A 17,981-nucleotide genomic window follows, 5' to 3' on the forward strand; every position below is an offset into this window, starting at 1 on the left:
GCATTAAGGAGAAGTTATGACAATAGGGAAACTCATGTTCATAGGCGGTGCGGAAACACAAACAATCAATGAGTCCAAGAATTCGGAAAAATACCGCTTTGAGTTATTAGAGGAACTTTTTTCTGAATTGCGTATTGAAACACTCGAAGTGATAACCACACCCTCGAAAGAATTTGAAAAAATGAGAAAAAAATACAGTACTGTATTCGATAAAATCACGGGGACAAGACCGCATTTTATTATTCTCGGCGATGACAGGCCGGAACACTATCGCGACCGCCTTGAAAATGCCGACGCTGTTTTTTTTACAGGAGGAAACCAGGAACAGGTATTGGATTTAATGGACAATGAGTTAGTTCAAATCATTAGCCAACGCTATCACGAAGATAAATTAATTGTTGCGGGAACAAGCGCCGGAGCGATGATCCTTGCTGACCAGATGATTTGTGAAGGCGGGAATGAAGCATCGCAGGTGGATGACCATTTGAAAACAACAAAAGCTATCGGCTTACTGGCAGAGTCAATCATTGATACGCATTTCATTCAGAGGGGCCGTTTTGCACGTCTTGCCCATGCGGTCAAACGTTTCCCGGGGCATATGGGTTATGGCATAGAAGAGAACGCCGCCCTGCTCATTGAAAACGGTAACCATGCCAGTTGCTATGGTGGAGGAACCTTAACTATAATCGACGGCCGCAAATTACAGAAAAATGACTATAATATTACCCAGGAACTAAGCCATGAATTTGTGCTTAACTTAAAAGTTCACTTGCTGATTAAGGGCTGTCAGTTCAGGCTGCCGGATTTTGATCAGGTTCATTGTTGATAGTAGGCTCCACTTCGCAGTGTGTTATTTCGGCGCAGCGTTGTTGCATAAGTGAAGACGGGTGATTAAATCCCGTCTTTGCGAGCGTTAGCGAAGCAATCCAGATCATTGCTTTGTTCGTGTACGATCTGGATTGCTTCACTTCGTTCGCAAAGACGACAGGTTAGTTGCCTGGTTCGATTACGCAACTCTTCAAAAATCTGATCTCACTTCCCGCCTAACAAGCGCTCCTCTTCAAAAAAGGTGACTTTTCCGGTTTTAATATCATGCAGACCAGCCACAATGCCAACCTGCCCCTTGTCCAGCAAGTCCCGGATGATGGGGCTTTGCTCCCTAATCTGTCGAACCACATTGAGCGCATTATTTCTGGCAATTTGATTGAGTAGCTGCGGACTCGTGCAATTTTCAGTGCCCGCTTCCTTTTTCGACTCTGAAATAACGGGTTTAATTTTATCCAGGATATGGTCGAGATGACCCAAATTCACATTTTCGCAGGCACCAGCCATTGCGCCGCAGGAACTGTGCCCCAAAACCACGATGAGACGCGAGCCAACCACCTTGGTTGCGAACTCCATGCTTCCTAACATGTCATCATTGAGCACATTGCCAGCGACACGCAGAATAAACAAATCAGACAAACCCTGATCAAAAAACAGCTCAGGTACGCTGCGCGAATCCATGCAATTGAGAATTACCGCCCAGGGATATTGTCCATAAGAGGATTGTTTAGCCTGAACCCTGTAATTTCGCTGCAGCATTTTCCCATCCAGAAAACGCTGGTTGCCTTCTTTAAGTTTCATTAACGCTTGTTTTGGAGTCATGTTCTGCTGTTTTTCAGAAGTACTGACCTTCTCAATCAGCAAAATCTCTTCCGTTGTCGCTGCAAACAGCCCCTGTCCCCAAGCCCACATCAAAACCGCTAAGAAATACTTAAGCATTTTCATATTCATTTCATCCTTGAAAAAATAACTAGTTAATCAGTTTCCAAGCTCTAATTCAACCCATACAGGTGCATGATCAGAAGGACGCTCGGCGCGTCTCGGCTCTTTGTCAATCCTTGAGCTAAGGCAACAGGATGCAAGTTCATGGCTAAGCAAAATATGATCAATACGCAGACCTCGATTACGCCGAAAGGAGGCGGCGCGATAATCCCACCAGGTGAATTCAATCTCATTCTCCGGAAATAGGCGAAAGCTGTCCTTTAGTCCCAGATTAAGCATGCTGGTGAACGCTAATCGTTCTTCAGGACTAACCATAACATTGCCAATCCATTCTGAGGGTTCATGCACATCCCGGTCTTCAGGTGCGATATTGAAATCGCCGAGAACGACTAATTTTGGGTATTGCTTCAACTGCTCTTCAATATAAGCAGTTATTTTATTGAGCCAGTCCAATTTGTACAGGTACTTATCCGAACCCACGCTGGAACCATTGGGGATGTAAAGATTTATAAAGCGTATTCCATCCAGCGTGAGCGCCAGAATACGGCGTTGCGGATCCTCGAGATCGGGTATATCAGTAAGAATGTCCTGAGGTGCACTACGACTGATTACCGCCACTCCGTTATAGGATTTTTGACCGGAGAACACGACATGATAACCTAGCTCTCTGAATAAATTGGCAGGAAAATTGTCGTCGAGTAATTTGGTTTCCTGTAAGGCCAGAATATCAATTTCGTTTTTCTGAAGCCAATCAATAACCTGTTCCAGGCGTATTTTTAAAGAATTTACGTTCCAGCTGGCAAATTTAAGCACACCAATCTCCACTGTAGTCAATTATTAAGGGCGCATGATCAGAAAAGCGATCTGCAGCATGAATCGACACGGTATTTACTGACTCTGTTAAACCAGGAGTAATCACCTGATAATCAATCCGCCATCCAATATTATTTTCTCTGGCGGTTTTACTGCGCTGCGACCACCAGGTGTATTGCTCAGGATGAGGATTTTTTACCCGAAAAGCATCGACAAATCCCAATTCGCCGAATAATTTATCCATCCAGGCTCTTTCCTCCGGTAAAAATCCGGAGTTTTTCTGATTGGAACGCCAGTTTTTTAAGTCGATTTGCTTATGAGCGATATTGTAATCACCGCAAAGTATTAACTCCCTGCCCTCTTTCTTCAGGCTATCAAGATGCAGGGCAAATCGTTCAAGAAAATCAAATTTTACCTGTTGACGGATATCACCGCTGGTTCCTGAGGGAAGATAAAGAGAAACGACACTGAGTCTGGGATAGTCAAACTGAATATAGCGGCCTTCCCTATCGCAAAAATCAAACCCAAGGCCCTTTACAATACGTTGTGGTTTATGGCGGGCATAAATGCCTACGCCGCTGTAACCTTTTTTTTCAGCGTCATAATAATCGCAAAAATAAGGCTCTGGATAATATATGTTATCTAAAAGCAGCTGCTCGCGCTGCGCTTTGGTTTCCTGAATACAGACAAAATCGGCATCCTGCTGCATTAACCATGAATAAAAACCACCACGCGCTGCGGCACGAATCCCATTGGCATTAAAACTGATAACTTTCACAAATTGACCCTTTAGTACTTCTTACAAAATATACAGTATCTCTCAAAAGAGAAACTGAACTAATATTCCATAGTCATAAGATTAACTCACATTTTACCGAATTGCCTCGCAAAGCAAAATACTTTGCATTAAGGCTCTATGATTCGTTATGACTATCGTTTAGGATATTTCTCTAGCCCCAACAGGAACAGTTTCATGCGATTAAAACGGACGACCATACTGATTAATCTAATCGTCCTTGCCATTGTTTCACTCAGCGCCTGCAATAAAGAGCAGAAAAAACCTGCCGCAGCGCCCGCTGAAGTGATTGTGGCCTATCCTTTGAAAAAGAAAATCATCGAATGGGACGAATATACCGGGCGCTTTCAGGCGATTCAGGAAGTGGATGTGCGCGCAAGAGTCACCGGCTACCTGCAGGAAATCAAATTCAAAGACGGACAGCGTGTAAAAAAAGGCGATGTGCTTTTCATTATCGATCCCCGGCCTTTTGAGTACGCACTGGCACGCGCACAGGCCCAGTTTGAAGTGGCGAAACGCGGATATGAACGTGCAATTAAGTTGCAGAAAGAAAGTTTCATTTCCGCAGAAGTGATTGATCAACGTCTTCAGGATATGCAAGTCGCAGAAACCCGAGTCAATGAGGCGAAACTGAATGTAGAATTTACAAAGATTACCTCCCCAATCGATGGCAAGATCAGCCGCTACTTTGTCAGTGTCGGCAACTTGGTTCGCATGGATGATACGGTGTTAACCCGCGTGGTTTCGGTTGACCCAATCCATTTCTATTTTGAAGCGAGTCAGAATGACTTATTAAAATACATCCGGCTGGATCGCGCCGGCAAACGTCCAAGCTCGGATCGCTACCCTAACCAGATTCTGATTCAGCTTCCCGATGAGAAAGGCTTCCCGCATCAGGGTAAAATGGATTTCGTAGACAATATAGTGGATCAGCAAACAGGCACCATTCAAGGCAGAGCGTTGGTTCCAAATTCTGATGCAGTAATCTATCCTGGCCTGTTTGGCAGAGCGCGTTTAATAGCCAGTGGTGAATATGAGGCCTTATTGCTTCCCGATAAAGCCATTAGCATGGATCAGAGCCGGCAATTTGTCTATGTGGTGAACGATAAAAATCAGGTTAGCCGAGTCTATATTGAACTCGGTCCTTTAAGAGACAGTGGATTTTATATCATTCGCAAGGGACTTAAAGCGAATGAAAAAGTAGTGATTGATGGGATACAACGCATTCAGATTGCTGATCAATTGGTGAAACCCAAACTTATTACGCTCAAGGAATAACTGACTCAATGAAAATTGCGCACTTTTTTATAGATCGCCCTATTTTTGCAACAGTTATCGCCATTATCATTGTGCTGGTGGGTAGTCTTTCCTATATGAATCTGCCTGTTGAGCAATATCCCCCCATCGTTCCTCCCACTATCCAGGTGACTGCTCAGTATCCCGGGGCTGATGCCAAAACAGTAGCGGATACGGTGGCAACACCCATTGAGCAGGAAGTCAATGGAGTTGAGAATATGCTGTATATGGACTCTCAATCCACCAGTGACGGCCAGATGCGTCTGACTATTGCCTTCAAAATTGGTACTGATCTGGATCAGGCGCAGGTTTTGGTGCAAAACAGGGTGGCGATTGTTGAGCCAAAACTTCCGGAAGAGGTTCGGCGCATCGGCATTACCACAGTGAAAAACTCGCCTGACCTAATGTTAGTGATTAACCTCTTCTCCCCCAATAACAAATATGATCAAACCTATATCGGCAATTATGCCGTCCTGCAATTGCGCGATAAAATCCGGCGGATTGACGGTGTGGGCGATATTCGTCTTTTTGGTGCCAGTGAATACGCCATGCGCATTTGGCTCAATCCTGATCTGATGAATTCAGCCGATATTACCGCCAGCGATGTATTAGCAGCCCTTCGCTCACAAAATGTTCAGGTAGCCAGTGGGATTTTGAACCAGCAGCCACAAGATCGGCAATTCGGGATCGAATTTAACATAGAGACGCAGGGAAGACTGATTAAACCTGAAGAATTCGAGAAGATCATTATCAAGTCCAAAGATGGACGCATTGTTTATCTTCGCGATATAGGAAGAGTTGAGCTGGGAACACAGAATTATTTAATCAAGGGATGGTTAAATAAATACCCTGCAGTCGCATTACCTGTTTTCCAACGACCAGGCACTAATGCCCTGCAGACGGCAAAAGAAATCGTTGCCACCATGAAAGAGCTCTCCCCTCGCTTTCCTCCAGGCTTGTCCTATAAAATTGCCTATAACCCCACTCTATTTGTTCAAGAGTCAATCAATGCCGTACAGCATACTATCTTTGAAGCAATTGCGCTGGTTGTGCTCGTTATTATTATTTTTCTGCAGACCTGGCGTGCAGCAATTATCCCGGTCATAGCAATTCCCGTTTCCCTGATTGGGAGTTTCGTAGTTCTTGAAGCGATTGGTTTTTCATTAAACTATCTGACTTTGTTTGGATTGGTTTTAGCCATTGGTATTGTGGTTGATGATGCGATTGTAGTCGTCGAAAATATGGAAAGAAATATCCATAATGGCATGGAACCGCGCGATGCGGCCAGGAAAACCATGACCGAGGTGGGCTCTGCCTTGGTCGCAATCGGGCTGGTTTTAGTCGCAGTCTTTTTGCCCACCTTATTTTTGGAGGGTATTTCCGGGAAATTTTACCAGCAGTTTGGAGCCACGGTTGCCGTCGCAACGATAATCTCGGTTTTTGTTTCCCTGACATTAAGTCCGGCTCTGGCGGCACTTCTACTTAGAAAACCACCGGAACATCAGCAGCAAAATCTGCCCTTCTGGCGAAAACCCTTTCACCGAATGGCCAGAGGATTTAACCACTGCATGGAAAGAGGTTCAGAAAAATACGGTAGGCTGGTCTGTAAGCTGACTCGCCGAAATGGCTTGATGATAGTAATTTATCTGATTTTAATAAGCTCTACTATTTTTCTGTTCAGAAGCATTCCCGGCGGCTTCATCCCCAAACAGGATATTGGATATTTTATCGTCTCCATCCAGTTACCCTCAGGCGCCTCACTTTCCCGCACTGATGAGGTAGTTAAACAGGCGATTGACAAACTGCTGGCAATTCCTGGCGTTGCCAATGCGGTTGGCTTCACCGGATTTTCGGGCGCGACCTTTACGAACTCATCAAATAACGGGGCAATTTTTGCAGTTCTCGAGTCCTTTGAAAAACGAGAAAAAAAGAATTTGTCTTATGATGGCATTCTTAATCGCATGCGTCAGGAGCTTGGCAGTATCCTTGATGCGACCATTGTGGTGATTCCACCGCCTCCGGTGCGCGGGATCGGCAACGCCGGTGGTTTTAAAATGATGATTCAGGATCGGGCCGGTCTTGGAACGAATGAACTTGAGAAAGCAACGCTTGATTTAGCTGCCCGCGCTAATCAGGCAGAGGCCACTACTTCCGTGTTTACCTTTTTTGAAAATAAGACCCCGCGTCTTCGTCTTAATTTCGACAGGGATCGCGCGGAGCGACTGGGCGTTCGTGTGGCCAGCGTCATTGAAGCCCTGGAAGTGTACCTGGGTTCGGTATTCATTAATGAATTCAACTATCTGGGCCGGACATTCAGAGTCATCGCGCAGGCAGATGCCAATTATCGCCTGACGCCGGATGACGTGCTCCGTTTAAAAGTTCGTAATGAAGAAGGACAGATGGTTCCCATTGGCTCAGTAGCGAGGTTAGAAAACACTACGGGCCCTTCGCGTATTCCCCATTTTAATTTATATCCCGCTATTGAATTATTAGGGGATACCAAGCCTGGGTATAGCTCCGGAACCGCACTGGACACAATGGAACAACTGGCCCGGCAGTTTTTGCCTTATGGCCTGGACTTTGAATGGACTGAAATCGCCTTTCAGGAACGAGCGGTTGGTAATACTGCGGTAATTGCCTTTACCTTAAGCGTCGTTTTTGTATTCCTGCTGCTGGCGGCTCAGTATGAGAGCTGGATTTTGCCTTTAGCCATTATTTTAATTGTCCCAATGTGCCTTTTTTCTTCACTTATTGGTATTAAATTATTGGGCATGGATAACAATATCATGACGCAAATCGGCTTTTTGGTGTTAGTCGGCCTGGCCTCCAAAAATGCGATTTTAATTGTGGAGTTTGCCCGCCAGCTTGAAAACCAGGGTGAGAGCCGCTGGAAAGCCGCGATGGAAGCCGCCCGGCTTCGGTTACGACCCATTTTGATGACTTCCTTTGCGTTTATTCTTGGAGTTTTTCCTTTGGTTATCGCAATTGGAGCAGGCGCTGAGATGAGACGAGCATTAGGGGTTGCGGTATTTAGCGGGATGCTGGGAGTTACTTTTTTTGGACTTGTCTTCACACCGGTGTTTTATGTTATCAGCAGCTATCTTGGTTCGCTCTGGAAGAAAAATGAGAAAATTCCTTCTCCCAAACTGGGAAAGGGCTAGGGTCACTGCCGTTAAGTTAAGGAATTATGTCCTTCCCGCGAAGGCGGGAATCCATTCCTCAATTGGCATTATAGCGAGCTCAAAGATGGGTCCCCGCCTTCGCGGGATCACAGTTTTAATATACAGCAGAGCTTAACTTAATGGCAGTGAGGGCAAGGGTGAGGGTTGATTTTAAATCCCTCTCTAACTCTCTCCCAGAGGGAGAGGATTTTCAGCAAAGAAAAGTGCCCAGATAATCTTCAGTTTTTAGAGGACAGTCCTCCACGCCCTCCAGGAGATTTAATTTCTGGGTTTGCTCCAGAAAATTATCTGGATTTTCAATGACACGCTTTACCAATTCAACCAAAGCCTGCTGGCAGTACATGCTATCGCACAGCGTTGAATAATATTCGTAACCTAAAACAACCTGGGCAACCGCGGTTAAACAATTATTGGGACGTTGCACACTACCATCCGGTTTTCTTTCCGGGAATAAATGATAAGGCCTTTTATGTTCAATCAACTCCCTTTCTCTTGCCAAATAGTCATTGGAACTCACTTTAACCCCTGGACCTAAAGGTAATTGGACAATCAACAGAGGATAGCTGCCCTCTAAGTTAAGGGATCGCTCACGCCACTTCCCAATATCATACTTTAAACGGCTAAATGTCGAATTATAAACATACATCTGCTCATCCAGCATCTGCCTTGCAGATTTACCCTCAAATTGGGCATCTCGATAGGCATTTCGCCTACCCACTATCGATAAGGTATCGGGTCTTTTACTGACATGACCCTGGATTTGGCCCTTGGTATCGGTCAAAAACGAGAAGCCATGACCAGGATACAAACCAGCGCCTTTACTCATTTTCTGAGTAGGTGTCACCCCTATGAATAGCGAGTTAGGATGCTTTTTGACCATTCTTTCCACCGAGTCGGTCACTTCTGTGATTAATTCCTGCTCTTTTTCCTCACCTTTATTTTTCTTTTGAGCTGCATCTGCAACATGATGATTATGTAAATTGATTTGCAGCAAGTGGCCATTATTGGAATGTTTCTGGCTAAATATAAAACCGAGCTGTCTGGTAACCAGATGCTCAGGAGTGTTCAGGCCGCATATGCTGCGCATTTGTGAGCCTGGGAAAGCAGTTAATCGTGGACTCTGCTGTGTACTGAATGCTTTGAAAAAATTAAACATAAGATTCTCTCAGTTAAACCAAGATTATCTGTTCCATTGATAAATATGGTATTGCGTATAAGTAGTTGCGCTAATAATGTCCTGTCCAAGCACAATGCCGAGGTTACAACGACAAGAGGCAAGGAAGGCGAAGGACAGTCATCTTATTCTTAAGTGTTCCAATAACCAGAGCAGCAGAGATTGAGGAGGCTTTGGTGTTTATCTGGATGTAAGAATAAGTTGCATGCATAATGACATCTCTAACAAGTTGGATTAATTTTAAACTGATACAGAATGTACTGTTACTATACATGATGAAGAGATTGTTATCAACATGAAATATGCATCCCTGAGCTATCTAAAAATATTGACTGAGGGAAGATAGGTACACAAAAAACCGTCTTTGCGAGCGTTAGCGAAGCAATCCACCTCCTTACTTTGTTCAAATTTGATCTGGATTGCTTACTTTGTTCGCAAAGACAACGACAGGTTTGGCTGCTGTTGGTTCTGGCAGTGTCCCTATAGCTCAGCTAACTGTCTCAAGGCTGCCTGAGCCAATCGCTGTCCGAGGCGGCGAGCCAGAACGATTTCATCTTCAGTTAAGGGACTTTGATTATCGAGTCCCGCCACATGAGAAGCGCCATAGGGAGTACCTCCGGATTGAGTTGTGTTAAGCGCCGCTTCCGTATAAGGGATCCCTAAAATCATCATGCCATGATGCAGCAAAGGCATCATCATACTGATTAATGTCGTCTCCTGGCCGCCATGCATGGAGCCGGTGGAAGTAAATACACAGGCTGGTTTATCCACTAAAGCACCTGAAAGCCATAATGTAGCGCTTGAATCAAGAAAATATTTAAGCGGTGCCGCCATATTCCCGAAACGAGTAGGACTTCCCAAAGCCAGAGCGTTGCAATGCTGCAAGTCTTCGAGACTGGCGTAGGGAGCTCCTTCCTCTGGAACCGGAGGAGCTGTCGCCTCACAGGCCGGCGAGACGGCTGGAACAGTTCGCAGGCGGGCCTCAATCCCTTCAATGCTTTCAACGCCTCTGGCAATGTATTTCGCCAGTTGCGCGGTGGCCCCTTTGCGTGAGTAATATAAAATCAAAATATAGGGTTTTTGTTTCATTACAGAACTTCCTCGTTAATTTCCTGAACAGGGGAATGGAGAGGAGATGCCAATCGAATGGTCGATTTGACAATCCAGAGTACCCAGGCGCTAAACGTCAATCCGCCTACAGCCAGAAGCATAGGTAAACTGGCGCCTACCTGCGCTATTATTCCGGTGAACAGAGAGGTCAGGCCAAAGCATAAGGCCATAATCGAGCCGGTAACGCCCATAACCCAACCCTGCTCTCTGGCACTTACCAGATGAGAAAAAATAGTCAAAAGCACTGAGTATGCGACTGACAGGCTAATACCGATAATAAAAGTAGCCGTCCATGCAACCCAGGCTTCGCCGGCCAATAGCATAATCAACACTTGCGAAGCGGTTATCAATAACCCAATAATCACTACCCTGTTATATTCAAAGCGCCTGGTGCAAAAATCAACAATATAGCCGCAGCCAATACTAAATCCAAGTCCCATGAATGCCAGGAAAAAGGAGTTTTCCATTACTGAATAATGGTAATACTGGAAAAGATACATGGGGATGAATGAAAAATAGTTACTCCAGCCAAAAATCATGATCAGAAGTACCACCGAATATTTGGAAATTTTGGGATGTTTAAAGGCTGAAATAATAATATTGATGGAATGATGCCAGCGAATATTAATTTTCTCATTCCCCCCAGTGAAGGTTTCTTTAAAGGAGAATGACAGAATGATCGCGTTAAACAGCGAGATCGCCGCAGCAAAATACATCGGTGTGGAAAAATTAAACCAGCCTACCAGACGGGAGTCTGAAAGCAGGCCGCCAAAAACGGGGCCAAGCACGAATCCCAGGGAAACCGCCAGGAGGATCCAGCCGATATTTCTTGCCTTGTTATCCTCGGAACTGACATCAACAATCGCAGCCTGCGCAATAGGCTGACTGCCAGCCGTAAATCCTGCAATCATTCTGCCGAGAATCAAGGCCCAGAAACTGCTGTACATAATTGCGATTGCCGATAGCAAATAGCCCAGGAAAGCCCCTACCAGACAGATCATCAATGATTTTTTACGCCCGACATTATCAGAAAGATCACCCAACACTGCCGCGCCAAAAAACCAGCAGAGCATAAAGATGCCAATGGTCAGTCCGTAATAAAAATCGCGCATACCTTCGCTGAGAGAAGCTGGTAGAAAGCCCGATCCTGGCTCGATAATGATGGCATTTAATATGGGAAATAATAAACCCAGCCCCATTCCATCGATAAATAATACCAAAAACAAAGGCAGAATTGCCGTCAGTGATTTTTGCTTAGTCATAATTCAATCCTAATAAAGCACTCTCATAACCCGCTGAAATATTAATAGCAACATGAGAGAACAGGAGCGCTACATTCTTGTAACAATCCCGACATTGAAGCGTCAGGTACTTTGATATGCACCAGGGCATAATATGAAGTTAGTTGTTCATTTTCTTAGCCAACCAAAAAGAGGACAACAGTCAGGAGAACTGATGAGCCTCTATATTAGCAAGAAGTTTGACGGATAGCCATCTATTAAAAAGCAATGTATAATAAGTGAACTTTTTTTTGAGACTATTCATTCGCTCTACAAAGCACTTTGCCCAATTTGTGAAAATCAGCAGTCGGGCCTGGATGATTGGCGGCTATTGGTAACACCATCTGTGAATGCTCTCTTTGTTTATGTTGATTGCCATGTCACAGCCTTTAATTAATATTTCCCGGAAACAGGCTTTATATTTTGCAGGTTTCCTCGTTCTGTACCAATTCCTGACCTACATTGCCAATGATATGATCATGCCAGGAATGATCCAGGTGGTTTCATCATTTAATGGTTCAGAAGCAGCCATCGCTACGTCTTTAACCGTGTATATCCTGGGTGGAGCCAGTCTGCAGCTTTTTCTAGGCCCACTTTCGGATGCCTTCGGCAGACGCCCGGTCATGCTCGTTGGAGTCGCTTTGTTTGGAATTTTTACATTACTCATTGCCGGCTCACACTCAATGACCCAGTTTTTGATCGCCCGCTATTTTCAGGGGATGGGCTTATGTTTTATTGCGGTGGTGGGCTATGCCACTCTGCAGGAAATTTTTGCCGAAATGGACGCTATTCGTTTAATCGCTGTTCTATCCAATGTTGCCTCTCTGGCTCCTCTTATTGGGCCGCTGGCTGGTGCCGCCTTCATCCTGTTATTTCACTGGCGAGGCATTTTTCTGCTGATCGCATTTTTTACTTTTATTGCCCTGCTTGGTCTGAACTATTTTATGCCGGAATCAGTGGGGGCTCGGAAAAAAGACGGTGAGCTGATACCGAAAATTTCGTTGGCGCCTCGTGTAATCGCAGGAAACTATTTCAGGTTACTAACCAACAGTGAATTCATGATCGGTGCGATTGCCTCGGGGATTCTGGCAATTCCCTGTATTGCCTGGATTGCCATCTCGCCGATCATTTTAGTTACGGATGCGAAACTAAGCGTTGTTCAGTATGCACTCTGGCAATTACCTATCTTTAGTGCCGGAATCGCCGGTAACTTTTATCTGCGCAGGCTCACCCATCATCTATCGATCAGACAAATTATTATTAATGGTTCCCTGATTTTCAGTTTGGGTTTATTACTTTGTTATTTACTTCCAATACTATTCTCCTCCAGTTACATCTGGTTAATGCCAGGCCTTGTGATTTATGGATTTGCATTGGGCGTACTGCAGGCACCATTAAACCGCTATGTGTTATTCTGCACGCCGGTTGCAAAAGGAACAGCATATGCAATGATCAGTTTAATCAGTATGTGTGCTCAGGCGATTGGCGTGGAGATAGCTAATCATGTCTATGTAGAGCATAATAATCTTCATTTTGGCTTTTTTTGTTTCGTGGCGGGCATTGTATATCTATTGGGATTAATACTAATGTTTAGATTATCCTTCAGGAAGCAGCTGAAACAGATCAGTCAGACAGCATGAGGCACGCCGTCATCTCGAACGTAGTGAGAGATCTCCCAAATCTGTGACATGCCATGACACAGTTTGATGAACACTCTCAACGGTATCGATGATACAATAGGTATAAAAACTCTAAAGGACAGTGCGAACGAATGGACTTGAAAATCTGGCTGAAAAACCGCTATGAAACCAGCAAACGTTTTGTCTATTTTGTGGTGGATCATTTTTTTGAAGATGACTGCACCTATCGAGCGTCTGCATTAGCATTTACCAGTCTTTTAGCGATCGTTCCATTAATGACCGTTGGTTTATCCATCTTGTCATCATTTCCGGTATTTCAGGGCCTTATCCAGCCCCTGCAGAATTTCATTTTCGATAATTTCGTCCCCGCTACCGGTGCGGTTATACAGACCTATATTCAGCAATTTACCGCGCAAGTCTCAAAGTTACCGGTATGGGGAGTCATTTTTCTTATAGTAACTGCGCTATTAGTTATGGTGACTATTGAAAAGGCGATGAATAAAATCTGGCGAGTGAATTGCTCTCGCCACGGTGTTTCGGCGTTTTTACTTTACTGGGCTATCTTGTCGCTTGCACCAGTCTTTTTAGGCTTAAGTCTGGCTGCGAGCTCCTATCTTTTTTCTCTCCCCCTTATGAAGACGCCATTTACTCCTTCTTTTTTATTCAATTATTTACCTTTTTTTCTATCATTAACCGGTTTTACTTTTTTGTATGTGGTCGTACCTAATCGGCCTGTGCAATTTCGCCACGGGTTTTGGGGCGCATTATTCGCAACCATTTTATTTGAATCAGCAAAGCAGGCTTTTGCCTATTATCTGGGGCGCTACAATACCTATCAGTTGCTTTATGGCGCTTTTGCCACCGTTCCCATCTTTTTTGTCTGGATATACTGGGTATGGATTATTACCTTATTGGGTGCGGAAATTTCCTATGCATTGGCTGTACATCATCAAAGACGAACCGGCACGGCTTTACCAGGTTTTCTTCATGCCTTACTGTGGCTTAAGCTTTTATGGGAAGCACAAAAGCGAGGTAAAGGATTAACATTGGCAGAATTAACAGAAGCCAGTGTAAGACCTTATGCGGTAGATATTGGTAAAATGATTGAAATTCTGGAAAATTTAAAGCTGATTCACCCTGACAACGATGAGACCTATCATTTAAGCCGTGATTTAAGTGATGTTTCGCTTTATTGGTTAACTCAACAATTACCCTTTCAGCTGCCGGTACAGAATGAGTTGAAGCATGATGACTGGCAGCCTTGGGCAAAGGTGTTTAGCGAAGCGGACAGCGAGTTAAAATCGACACTGTCTCTATCCTTGCGAGATTTGTATACGAATGCTGAAAGTAAAGAGATAGCGATGGCCTTTTCCAAAAAAATCGACGAATAACTGCGCATTGATAAATTGAATATAGGGGCACAAAAAACCGTCTTTGCGAACGTAGTGAAGCAATTGGGTCTCCCCCCGAGCAAGTTTCGATCTGGATTGCTTCACTATGTTCGCAAAGACGACATGGCTGGGGAAGTCACGGTACGTGGCATCGTAAAGCCGTACTTTGGGCCAAGGTCCATCGCCTACTTCTTCTCTCCACCGCCATCCTGTTTATTGACAGTGCGCCAGGCTCGTTCTTCGGCCTCTTTATGAGGGACGCCTTTTTTCTCATAACTGTCTTCAATATGTTCGGCTTTGCGTTTTTGTTTGGCCGTATATTTTGATTTATCTCCACGTGGCATGATAATCTCCCTAATGAATACAATCCTTATTAAATTATAGCAAACTGAGATCATCCGATTCTGATTGGTCTCAAATAAGACTATAGTTAAAGAATGAGACACCGATAAGGAGATCGTTATGTCTACCTGTCAAGTATGTGGAAATGCTTATCAGAATCCTTTGGTTATCCAGCAAAATGGCAATCACTATACTTTTGACTGCTTTGAATGCGCTATTCAGGAATTAGCCCCTGAATGCAAGCATTGTTCCTGTAAAATAATAGGGCACGGAATAGAAGCGAACGGCGAGTTTTACTGTTGCGCTCATTGCGCCAGAGAGTCCGGGCTCACGGGGGCCCGGGATCGAGTGTAATCGATTTCAAAAGTCTCTGGATACAGCATGCTGCTAAATGGTTATTTCTGTAATTTTTTTACAGAACTGGCCTTGTGGAAGTTCTTCCAGAAGGTTAAGCCATTGATCTCTGATTTCATCAGGAATTTCTTTCACATGTTGCGCATGGCTTTCATGACTATCCCAATATTCGACACAGGTAAATTTATTGATGTTAGAACAGTCCTGATACAGTTCAATACTTTGGAATCCGGGAACTGATTTCATCATTTCAAAGGAATGAATGAATTCATCACGAGCGTAATCTTTTGTTGTAACAGTAAATATAAAAACCATTTAATCTTCCTCTTTTTTAATCAGGACAGGATATCATAAATTCAATTTTTGAGCAGGGTAAAACTATCGATTAGTCTTCAAGGCTTAATGGTAAAAGATGATTCTTCAGCTGTTTCAATCCGGCTATCCTCAGGCCCTAAATTATTTTCCTGGGCATCAAGCTCTTCTGCCGTATCAACAGGGCTGCCCGCTTGCGTATCAAGGAATCTGCTTTTTATTTCAGCGTCGGTATCAACCGGAGAATGGTTATTTTCTGCTTCGGTCTGTTCTTTTATTTTAAGCCATTTGGAATGAGGAGGTCTTGCCATAATACATCTCACAAATCGTGTGTATGATTTTAGTATAGAAGCACAGACGCCTGGAGATGAATTAAAATACAATATAACAAGTGGTTATTTGCTCACATAATCAGCCAGTAATTTTTGAAAATCAGCCTTCGTCAGCGGTTTCATAAATAAATCATTCATTCCAGCCGAGAGCGCTTCTTCATTCATGGCATGAACAGTGAGTCCAATTATAGGAACAGGTTTTTTATTATTTAAAACTTCCCAGTCTCTGATCCTGGTTGCCAGCTCCAGGCCGGAAAAATCAGGTAATCCCAAATCAGTGATGATCAGATCAAATTGATTTTGTATAGCCAAACTAAACGCCAGTTCAGCATTATCGGCAGATAGCCAGCGGCACTGGCTTTGCTTGGCTAAACTTTGAATTGTGGTCAAAGCAATTAAATTATCCTCTACCAACAATATGAAAGGAATTGGCATTCTTTCAGATCCTTATAAGCCATACCGCGGAACAAATACAACAATTCTTTAAATGTAATGCAATACATAAGCGTCAACCTAAGACATTTTGCCTTCGAGATCCTCTCTCCTCAAGTATAAAGTTAAGCTCAGTTGTATATTAAACTGTCTTCCCCGCGAAGGCGGGGATCCATCTCTGAACCAGCTATAATGCCGATTGAGAAATGGGATTCCCGCCTTCGCGTGAATGACAAAATTCCTTAACTTAATGGCAGTTACCCTAGCCCTCTCCCAGCTTGAGAGAGAGGATTTTCTGGTAAACACTCTCATTAACACCTATGTTTGATCTTCAATCCTTTATAGGATTATAGTCCGAGGAATAGCTAGTGTCATAATTCTATAGCATTAAATTGCGCTGTCTATTTAATCAATAGACATTGCAACAAACTTATAAAATATATCGAGCCAAATCCTCATCATCAACCAGTTTACCCAAGTGCTTTTCAACATAGGCTGCATCAATGTGAACCGATTCCCCTGATTTATCCGTTGCCTCAAATGAAATAACCTCTAAAAGACGTTCCATAACCGTATAGAGACGGCGGGCGCCAATGTTTTCAGTACGTTCATTCACTTTCCAGGCCACTTCAGCAATACGACGAATGCCGCTTTCGTCGAAGGTCAGCGTTAATCCTTCAGTAGCCATTAATGCTGAATACTGCTCGGTTAATGATGCGCTTGGCTCAGTAAGAATACGGACAAAATCTTCCACGCTTAATGCCGACAGCTCCACACGAATGGGTAGACGTCCCTGAAGTTCAGCAATCAAATCCGAAGGCTTCGCGACATGGAATGCACCGGAAGCAATAAATAAAATGTGATCCGACTTAATCATTCCATATTTGGTTGACACAGTAGAACCCTCCACCAAAGGCAGGAGATCCCGCTGAACTCCTTCTCTGGAAACAGAACTGCTCATTCCAGTGTCTGCGCGCTGGGCCACTTTATCCAGCTCATCAATAAACACAATGCCGTGCTGTTCGACCTTTTCAATAGCCCGTTGCTTTATATCATCTTCATTGATTAACTTTGCCGCCTCTTCTTCACGCAAAATTTTCATGGCTTTGGAAATGATCATTTTACGGGTTTTAGTCCGGCCGTTGCCTCCCACTTGCTGAAACATCGATTGCAGCTGGCTGGTCATTTCTTCCATACCCGGAGGGGCCATAATCTCAATGCCTACGGGTGAAGAAGCAATTTCTATTTCAATTTCATTATCATTAAGCTTTCCTTCCCTCAGCTGTTTACGAAAAACCTGCCGGGTTGAGTTCTCTTTTTCGCTGGCGAACGTGGCACCACGAGCGGCAGGAAGCAAGGCATCCAGTACACGCTCTTCAGCCGCATCCTCTGCCAGATGCTCTACTTTTCGCATCGCGTTTTCGCGTTCCTGCTTAATAGCGATATCAGCCAAATCTCTGATAATTGAATCGACATCACGCCCAACATAGCCTACTTCAGTAAACTTGGTAGCTTCTACTTTGATAAAGGGTGCTTGCGCCAGTTTGGCCAGCCGTCGTGCAATCTCAGTTTTACCAACGCCAGTTGGACCAATCATCAGAATATTTTTAGGCATAATTTCATTGCGCAATGAGTCATCCTGAATCTGCATGCGCCGCCAGCGATTCCGTAAGGCAATTGCTACTGCTCTTTTGGCTTCATCCTGACCAATAATATATCGATCTAACTCCTGTACGATCTCACGTGGAGTCATCATAGTA

At 44.2% G+C, this 17,981-nt stretch carries 17 protein-coding genes; 6 read left to right on the top strand and 11 right to left on the bottom strand.

The features are described from left to right. The first annotated feature begins 16 nt into the window (after positions 1–16). Positions 17–826, top strand: coding sequence for a cyanophycinase (locus E1O89_RS05855; protein ID WP_133139341.1), 810 nt, complete (start codon positions 17–19; stop codon positions 824–826). Between the two features lie 206 nt (positions 827–1,032). On the opposite strand, the gene E1O89_RS05860 is transcribed toward E1O89_RS05855, so the two are convergent. The 3 genes from E1O89_RS05860 to E1O89_RS05870 are packed head-to-tail and all read right to left on the bottom strand — an operon-like array spanning position 1,033 to position 3,358. Continuing rightward, complete coding sequence (locus tag E1O89_RS05860; RefSeq protein WP_262337441.1) at positions 1,033–1,764, bottom strand: carbonic anhydrase family protein; 732 nt, start codon at positions 1,762–1,764, stop codon at positions 1,033–1,035. Between the two features lie 39 nt (positions 1,765–1,803). After that, positions 1,804–2,580 (bottom strand): exodeoxyribonuclease III, encoded by a 777-nt coding sequence (gene xth, locus E1O89_RS05865; RefSeq protein ID WP_133139342.1) that lies wholly within the window; start codon positions 2,578–2,580, stop codon positions 1,804–1,806. Continuing rightward, positions 2,573–3,358 (bottom strand): exodeoxyribonuclease III, encoded by a 786-nt coding sequence (locus E1O89_RS05870; protein ID WP_133139343.1) that lies wholly within the window; start codon positions 3,356–3,358, stop codon positions 2,573–2,575. Before E1O89_RS05870 ends, xth begins: the two co-directional genes overlap by 8 nt. A 195-nt stretch (positions 3,359–3,553) precedes the next feature. Here E1O89_RS05870 and E1O89_RS05875 point away from each other — a divergent pair, with 195 nt between their 5' ends. Beyond that, the gene (locus tag E1O89_RS05875) at positions 3,554–4,654 is read left to right on the top strand and encodes an efflux RND transporter periplasmic adaptor subunit (protein WP_133139344.1); all 1,101 of its coding nucleotides are present in this window, start codon (positions 3,554–3,556) and stop codon (positions 4,652–4,654) included. A gap of 8 nt (positions 4,655–4,662) precedes the next feature. Continuing rightward, on the top strand, positions 4,663–7,833 hold the full coding sequence (locus tag E1O89_RS05880; protein ID WP_133139345.1) for an efflux RND transporter permease subunit: 3,171 nt from the start codon (positions 4,663–4,665) through the stop codon (positions 7,831–7,833). Positions 7,834–8,044: 211 nt separating this feature from the next. Here E1O89_RS05880 and E1O89_RS05885 read toward each other — a convergent pair whose 3' ends face one another. The 3 genes from E1O89_RS05885 to E1O89_RS05895 form a co-directional block, all read right to left on the bottom strand. Beyond that, positions 8,045–9,010, bottom strand: a complete 966-nt coding sequence (locus tag E1O89_RS05885; RefSeq protein WP_133139346.1) for a hypothetical protein — start codon at positions 9,008–9,010, stop codon at positions 8,045–8,047. 498 nt (positions 9,011–9,508) lie between these two features. Continuing rightward, positions 9,509–10,117, bottom strand: coding sequence for an NAD(P)H:quinone oxidoreductase (gene wrbA, locus E1O89_RS05890; protein ID WP_133139347.1), 609 nt, complete (start codon positions 10,115–10,117; stop codon positions 9,509–9,511). Further along, on the bottom strand, positions 10,117–11,400 hold the full coding sequence (locus E1O89_RS05895) for an MFS transporter (RefSeq protein ID WP_133139348.1): 1,284 nt from the start codon (positions 11,398–11,400) through the stop codon (positions 10,117–10,119). Before E1O89_RS05895 ends, wrbA begins: the two co-directional genes overlap by 1 nt. A gap of 395 nt (positions 11,401–11,795) precedes the next feature. Between E1O89_RS05895 and E1O89_RS05900 the strand changes: the two genes are divergently transcribed. Together E1O89_RS05900 and E1O89_RS05905 are read left to right on the top strand one after the other, a co-directional pair. After that, positions 11,796–13,058: an MFS transporter gene (locus E1O89_RS05900; protein ID WP_133139349.1), complete on the top strand. Its 1,263-nt coding sequence runs from the start codon at positions 11,796–11,798 to the stop codon at positions 13,056–13,058. Between the two features lie 131 nt (positions 13,059–13,189). Further along, positions 13,190–14,449, top strand: coding sequence for a YihY family inner membrane protein (locus E1O89_RS05905; protein ID WP_133139350.1), 1,260 nt, complete (start codon positions 13,190–13,192; stop codon positions 14,447–14,449). Positions 14,450–14,634: 185 nt separating this feature from the next. Here the strand turns inward: E1O89_RS05905 and E1O89_RS15400 are convergent, their stop codons facing one another. Continuing rightward, a complete protein-coding gene (locus tag E1O89_RS15400) occupies positions 14,635–14,793 on the bottom strand; it encodes a hypothetical protein (RefSeq protein ID WP_165483074.1) in 159 nt (52 codons plus the stop codon). Between the two features lie 118 nt (positions 14,794–14,911). On the opposite strand from E1O89_RS15400, the gene E1O89_RS05910 reads away from it, so the two are divergent. Continuing rightward, the gene (locus E1O89_RS05910; protein ID WP_133139351.1) at positions 14,912–15,145 is read left to right on the top strand and encodes a hypothetical protein; all 234 of its coding nucleotides are present in this window, start codon (positions 14,912–14,914) and stop codon (positions 15,143–15,145) included. 33 nt (positions 15,146–15,178) lie between these two features. Here the strand turns inward: E1O89_RS05910 and E1O89_RS05915 are convergent, their stop codons facing one another. The 4 genes from E1O89_RS05915 to hslU all read right to left on the bottom strand — a co-directional run bounded on the left by E1O89_RS05915 (position 15,179) and on the right by hslU (position 17,977). Continuing rightward, complete coding sequence (locus E1O89_RS05915; protein WP_133139352.1) at positions 15,179–15,460, bottom strand: antibiotic biosynthesis monooxygenase family protein; 282 nt, start codon at positions 15,458–15,460, stop codon at positions 15,179–15,181. A gap of 77 nt (positions 15,461–15,537) precedes the next feature. Further along, entirely contained in the window at positions 15,538–15,768 is a 231-nt protein-coding gene (locus E1O89_RS05920; protein ID WP_262337421.1) for a hypothetical protein, read from the bottom strand. An 84-nt stretch (positions 15,769–15,852) separates the two neighbouring features. Next, entirely contained in the window at positions 15,853–16,224 is a 372-nt protein-coding gene (locus E1O89_RS05925) for a response regulator (RefSeq protein ID WP_133139353.1), read from the bottom strand. 427 nt (positions 16,225–16,651) lie between these two features. Continuing rightward, positions 16,652–17,977, bottom strand: a complete 1,326-nt coding sequence (gene hslU / locus E1O89_RS05930) for an ATP-dependent protease ATPase subunit HslU (protein WP_262337422.1) — start codon at positions 17,975–17,977, stop codon at positions 16,652–16,654. Positions 17,978–17,981 lie beyond the last annotated feature (4 nt).

It is taken from the genome of Legionella genomosp. 1, from assembly GCF_900640215.1.
GTDB classification, from domain to species: Bacteria; Pseudomonadota; Gammaproteobacteria; order Legionellales; family Legionellaceae; genus Legionella_C; species Legionella_C quinlivanii_A.